The 5,100-nt window shown below is 75.7% G+C and carries 4 protein-coding genes; 3 read left to right on the plus strand and 1 reads right to left on the minus strand.

The features are described 5' to 3' along the window. Positions 1-94: 94 nt before the first annotated feature. Positions 95-289, minus strand: a complete 195-nt coding sequence (locus tag AC069R_RS24670; protein WP_478768990.1) for a hypothetical protein — start codon at positions 287-289, stop codon at positions 95-97. A 124-nt stretch (positions 290-413) separates the two neighbouring features. On the opposite strand from AC069R_RS24670, the gene AC069R_RS24675 reads away from it, so the two are divergent. From AC069R_RS24675 to AC069R_RS24685, 3 genes are all read left to right on the plus strand, one after another. Continuing rightward, positions 414-767: a hypothetical protein gene (locus AC069R_RS24675; RefSeq protein WP_478768991.1), complete on the plus strand. Its 354-nt coding sequence runs from the start codon at positions 414-416 to the stop codon at positions 765-767. Between the two features lie 107 nt (positions 768-874). Beyond that, positions 875-4,405 (plus strand): hypothetical protein, encoded by a 3,531-nt coding sequence (locus tag AC069R_RS24680; protein WP_478768992.1) that lies wholly within the window; start codon positions 875-877, stop codon positions 4,403-4,405. Positions 4,406-4,520: 115 nt separating this feature from the next. Next, complete coding sequence (locus AC069R_RS24685; RefSeq protein ID WP_478768993.1) at positions 4,521-4,994, plus strand: hypothetical protein; 474 nt, start codon at positions 4,521-4,523, stop codon at positions 4,992-4,994. Positions 4,995-5,100: the final 106 nt, after the last annotated feature.

Here is a 5,100-nt window from a genome sequence, read left to right on the forward strand (position 1 = left end):
CTGGGAGGTACGCGACGACATCCACGAAGCCTTCCTCACCCTGGGATGCGCACTCATCTGCTGGCGACGCCTGAAGTCATTGCGTTAGGAGTTCTTAGTCCTGGCCGTCCGCCGGGGCGTCGGCGGGGGCCAGGCTGTCGTGGCTGACCAGGTCGCCGGCCGAGTGCAGGGTGCCGGAGACGTTGAGGCCGTCCAGGGGCCCCTTGTCCGCGGCGTGGGACGGGGTGATGGCGGCCACGACGAAACCGGTGGCCAGGGAGGCGAGGGCGAGAATGCTGCGCTTCTTCATGCGGGGATCAACTCCGCGAGGGGGTCCGGGGTCACGCGGGTACCGCCGGAACAGCGAAATTCCGTGGCCGGGGCGCCGATCGCACCGTAACGTCCGGGGCGACGACACCCGGAGGACCGACATCATGCCCCGCACCCGCCCCACCACCACCCTCTGGCGCCCCACCGGCCCCAAGGAGCTGGATCTGGTACGGGCGTCGCGGTGGCGGGCCTGGCCGCCCCGACTGCCGGAGCAGCCCATCTTCTACCCGGTGCTCAACGAGGACTACGCGATCCGGATCGCGCGGGACTGGAACGTACGGCACGACGGAGCCGGTTTCGTGACCCGCTTCGAGGTCGACACCGACTTCGTCCGCCGCTACCCGGTCCGGCAGGCGGGCGGCGAGACGATCCTGGAACTGTGGGTGCCCGCCGAGGAGTTGGACGAGTTCAACGCCCATATCGTGGGACCGATCGAGGTCGTGCACACTTTTCGGTGAGCCACCCCGCCGCGCGGCACGGAACCGGTTTCCGGCCGCGCGCTGCCGGCCGTTTTGGACGCGCACCGCCTGAGGCGGACATCAGCGGCGTGCCTAACATGGCGGCCATGACGAACACGCAGGTGGGGGCGGCCGGCCGGCTGCTGCGCGAGATGGTCGCCGCCGGCCGGGGGGCGAAGGGCGCCTGCCCGAGAGAGGGTTCGGCGCTGCGGGTCGTGGAGCGGGCGCGGCCCGCGCGGTCGGTGGCGGCGAAGGTGGCCGCCGCGGGCGGAGTGGAGGACGAAACCGCCGCATTCGTCCATGAATTGACAGTACGTCACCTCGGCGCGGACGCGGGCCGCTGGCGGGCGCTGCACGACGCGCTGGGCGGGCACCGCGGCGCCCTGCCCGAGTTGCTGGCCGCGCCGCCGGTGCCGCCGCCGTCCGACGGTACGCTCCGTCCTCCCGCCCCCCGCAGCGTCCACCGCACGCTCGGCCTGCTGCTCGGACACGCGGAGCCGCACCACGCCGCCGCCGCGTTCGCCGCCCTGCCCGAGCAGGTGTCCAAGGAGCTGCTCGCCGGCGGGCCACTGCCGGGTGCCGCCGTCGTCGCCCACGGCGACAGCCGTACCCGAGCGGCCCTGGCCCGGCATCCCCGGCTCGACACCCGCGTCCTCGCCCGGCTGGTCGCGGTCGGCGACGCCCGCGTCGCCGCGGCCGTCTACCGCAACCCGCGCACCACCCAGTCCCTGCGCCGCACCATCGTCCAGCGGCTCGACACCCTGCCACTGGACGACGCGCTGCGCGCCGAGCTGACGGCGCCGCACGGGCAGGTCCCGCGCACCTGGCTCACCCCGTTGCTCGGCTCGGGCGACCCGCGGCTCGTGGTGCCGGCGCTGAGCTGCGGTGTGCGCCAAGTCGCCCAGCGGTACGCCCTGTTGAAGGTCTGGGAGCGGACCGGGCCGGACGCCGTACGCGCCCTGCTCGACGACCCCGCCGCGGCCCCCTGGCTCAGCCGGCCCGTCGTGGACACGATCACCGCGGCCCTGGCCGCCCCGGACGGCGAGGGGCCGCGCCTGTTGCGCGCTGGGGGCGAGCCGTACGAGGACCCGGCCCGGCTGCCCGCGCTGCTCGCCACCGCCCGCGGCACCAGCACCCTGCGGGACCTGCTGTCCGAGCCGTACGCCCATGATCTCGACGCCCTCGCCGCGGCCCATGCCGCAACCCCGTTCATGCCCAAGGCCTGCGAGGAGCTGGCCCGCCACGAGGCGGCGAGCGACGCGCAGCGCCACGCCTTCCGGCTGAGCGTGCTCAACGAGCCGTGGCGGGCCGGGGGCCGTCGCGCGGGCAACACCGCCCCGCCCGCGCTACGCCTGGCCGAGGAGGAACTCGACGAGAGCGCCGCCATCTGGGCGGAGGGCATGACGGCGGCCGGGCTGCTCGACCCGGTCGAGCTGATCCGCACCGCGCGCCCCGCCACCCGCGCCCTGGACGCGCTCGCCCGGCTCGCCGAACGGGATCTGCTGGGCGCGGCGGCGGTCGCCGAGCTGCACGCTCTGACCGAGGCGCATCTGGCGGAACGGGCGTCGGCCTGGGCGGCGCTCGATGCCCTGCTGCCCGAACACCGGGGAACACTCGCGGAGTTGACAGCCGAGGCGGGCAACACCACGGCCGAGGCCGTCACCGAGCCCGGACCGCCGGCCGAACCCATGACACCGGCGCCGGTGCCGGCCCCGGCGCCCGCACCCGCACCCGCACCCGCGCCCGCGCCCGCGCCCCGCAGGACCCCGCACCGGCTCGACCGGGTGCACGCTCTGGCCGCACTCGACCTGCTGTATTCCCTCGCCCCGGACGGTGCGCCCCGGCCGAACGATCCCGATGTGCTGCGCGCGCTGACCGAGTACGAGCCGGCGACCGCACCAGGCCTCGCCGTCCCGCGCTGGTTCGCCGTCGCCTGCGCCCTGCACGGCATCCCCGCGGCCGGGAACGGCGTCGGGTACGAGCCGCCCGGCCTCGCGCAGGTGCGGGCGCGACTCCCGGAGCCGTACGGATCCGGCGCGCAGCTCACCGAACACGCCTATGTGCAGGGCGTGTTGCCCGCCGCGGAACTGCTCACCCTGCTGCCCGCGCGGCACCTGCTCCTGCTGCCCCACGACTGGCGGCGACTCGCGTTCGCGGCCGCCTGGCGGTCCGCGCTCGCCCGTCGACTGCGCACCGAGCTGGGCACCGACCCCGTCGCCTGGCTCCGCCTGGCCGCGGCCGTAACGGCGTCCGAAGCCGCCGCGGAGGGGCTGACCTGGGCGCAGTTGCTGGAGCGCGCTGGGTCCGGAGCCGACCCGGCGGAGAGCGCGGGACCAGACATCGGCAGCACCACCAGGCCGGGCACCCCCGAGGAGGCGATCAGGCTTCTGGAGCGCGGTGACCATCTGTGGGCCTGGCCGGAGGGCACCCTGCTCTGCCTCGCGGACGCGGAGGTGATCGACGCCGTACTGCCCCGGCTCGGCCCCGACGGACCGTGGCTGCTCGCCGCCTACCTGCTGCGCTACGACCGTACCCCGCGCGTCGCCCTCGACCGGCTGCTCGCGGGCCGCGACCGCGACGCGCTGCGCGTGCTCGCCGCCCAGTCCCGCTGGCTGGACCGGAGCAGTCTGGAGCGCCTGATCGACCTCGACGACCCCGAGGTCGACCTCGCCCTGCTCGGACACTGGCTCCCCCAGTCGGCCGTCCACCGGATCGTGTCCCGGTCGCGGCCCGGCGCCGGGCGGCCGTCCCTGGGCGCGCGGGTGCTGACCGACTGGCGGGCCGGCGGCGGCGCCCGGCCGGCCGGCGGCCTGATGTGGCTGTGCTCCGCCGAGCCCGACCTCGTGGCGGAACTGCTCGAAAGAGAGGGCCCGCGACTCGGTCTCGGGCATCAACTGCTCGGCTGCCTGCGGGTGTTCGAGCACGGCGGTGCCGACCGGCTTGCGCGGCTCGCGGGGCAGAGCGTGCTGGGCCCCGCCGCCGCGACCGTCTGTGCGAAGGCCCTGGCGTCCGCCGATCCGGCCGGCGTCCTGCGCGCCCGGCTCGACCGGGAGTCGGCGCCGGACAAGCTCGTCCGCAAGCTGCGGGGTGCCCGGACCTCCGGGCGCGCGGGCGAACTCGTCACCTCGCTCCCGCCGGGCGAGCCGGTGGACTGGGCCGCGCTCGAAGCCGCCCACGCCCTTGAGCCGCTGCCGCACTGGCAGGACCTCGTCCGCCTGGACGGTGTTCCCGAGGACGTACGGCTGCGGCACGCGGCGCTGCTGCCCGAGCCGGGCCCCGACGGGCTGCCCGGCGGCGCGCGGCTCACTCGGGAGCGGGCCCGGCACGGTCTGTGCGGCCTGTTCCACTGCGCGCCGTCCACCCAGATCGACGGGCTGCTCACGGCGGGCCTCCTGGACGGCGCGGACCTGGTGCGCCTCGCGACCCCGGCCGCGCGGCTGCTCGCCTACCTGGGCAGTGCCGCCCGCCGCACGGACGCCCCGCCCGAGGCCGCCGTGGCCCGTGCCGTCCTCGCGGACCTCGTGCGCTCCGGGCTCGGTACGGACCCGGCGGCCTGGCGCCGGGTCGCCCAACGGCTGACCGGTCTCGACCCCGAGTGGGACCCGCACTCGACGGTGGAGGCGCTGCTCGCCGGCTGACACCCGGTCGGCGCCCCGGACGGGCCGACGGCGGCGCAGAGTACGAACAGCTGACTCCCAGGCACCTGTTAGGTTTACGGCTTCGCGAAGAAGCAGAGAAAGAACGGATGTTGTTGTGCGCAAGGCGCGATGGACAGCGGCCGCGACACTGGCCGTGATCGCGATGACCGCCGGGTGCGGTAGCGAGAGCACGAGCGGGAAGGCGGCGGACGGCACGGCGAGTGCCACCGCCGGCGCGACGAAGAAGCCGGCCGGGACGGCCCCGTCTCACGGCACGCTCATCGAGCGGGCGGCCGGCGCCTGGAAGGGCAGCACCGCCCCCACCGACGGTTCGCTGGACACCCTGGTCATCAAGGACGGCAAGGCCACGGCCAAGGGCGCGAAGCTCTCGTGCACGGGCACCCTCGTGCCGGCGAAGGAAAACGGCCAGGAGTCCGCGACCATCACCTACAAGTGCCAGGGCGGCAAGGACGGCGGCCGCGGACTGGGGCACCTGAAGATGAAGCCCGACGGCTCCGCGCTCGCGATCGACTTCGACGGCCCCTCCGGCGGCTGGGGCGGCCCGGTCGACAGCTACCGCCGGGCCTGAGAGAGCGTTTCCCTTCCGGCGGTGGGGGGGGGGGGGGAGGGGGGGGGGGGGGAGGGGGGGGGGGGGGGGGGGGGGAGGGGGGGGGGGGGGGGGGGGGGGATGTATC

It is taken from the genome of Streptomyces sp. NPDC043952 (assembly GCF_056435325.1).